1 protein-coding gene is annotated in these 1,153 nt (G+C 62.4%); it reads right to left on the minus strand.

Annotation, left to right across the window (positions count from 1 at the left end):
• Nucleotides 1-21: 21 nt before the first annotated feature.
• Nucleotides 22-1,153 (minus strand): transposase (locus FJ424_RS33355; protein WP_210239454.1); only part of this gene is annotated, 1,132 nt, incomplete at its 5' end.

Below are 1,153 nucleotides of genomic sequence, written 5' to 3' on the forward strand. Positions count from 1 at the left end.
GTCACGGCATGGCAACTGTGTTCACGCGAATGCGGTTTTATCGCGCATGATGGCGTTGAGGACGACCAGGAGCTTCCTTGCGACGGCGATGATGGCGAGCTTCTTGGAGCCGGAGCGGGCAGCAAGTGCGCTGTAGAAGGTCTTGAAGCGCTCACAGGTTCGAATGGCCGTGAGGGCTGCCATGTAGAGAGCGCGGCGCACGCGTGATCGCCCGCCCTGGATCTGGCTCCTGCGGTTGAGCTTGCCGCTTTTGTTGTCGAACGGGGCCAGGCCGACCAGTGCCGCGATCGCCTTGGGTGAGCGCTGGCCGAGCTCGGGCAGGAGCGCCAGCAGCGAGAATGCGCCGACCTTGGAGACACCGGGCACGGAGACCATGAGCGTGTAATCGCGGGCGGTGTCCTCGGCTTGACGAATGACGTCGGCAATCTGGCTCTCGATCGCCTTGATGCGCGTGTCGAGGTAGGCGATCGTTTCTTCCAGATCGGCAATGACGATCTCATTGAAGGCCTCGGCGAGGTGCTTCTTCGCCGTTGCCCGCATCTCGACCAGTTGATCGCGGTAGCGGGCAAGCGATTGAAGCCGCTCGACTTCTTCGCGCGGCGCCGGCTCGGCCTCAGGATTATAGCGACGGCCGTAGTCGCTCAGCATCCTGGCGTCGAGAGGATCGGTCTTGGCCCGCCGTCTCGTCGACTTGGCATAGTGGTGGGTATGCGCCGGGTTGTGCCGCGAGAACGGCACGCCGGCCTTGGCCAGCGCATGGCGCAGAAGCCGGTCATGGACGCCTGTCGCCTCCATGACGACGAAGTCCCGACTGGGATCAAGGCCCGCCACATACGCCGCGATCGCGTCGGCCTGGTTGTCGATGCGCCGAAGACGGCCACTTGTCTCATCAAAAAAATCGAGCCACTGCTTTGAGATGTCGCAGCCGACATAGTTCTGGGCTATCATGTCCACGCCTCTTCCTGTGGTGCGGGGTCTGCTTGGAACAGCCCCGTGCAACTGTTCAGGTTGATGGTTCACCGGTGGGAAGGGACCGGGCCATGCCACGGCCTGTCCGAAAGGACGACCAGGATTCATTCGGTCTCCTTCCCACTTCAAACCATACACCAGAACCAACACACAGGATTCCAGGGTCTGCGCTCCTTGCTCCGCC

The sequence above is a fragment of the Mesorhizobium sp. B3-1-8 genome (genome assembly GCF_006439495.1).
GTDB lineage: Bacteria > Pseudomonadota > Alphaproteobacteria > Rhizobiales > Rhizobiaceae > Mesorhizobium.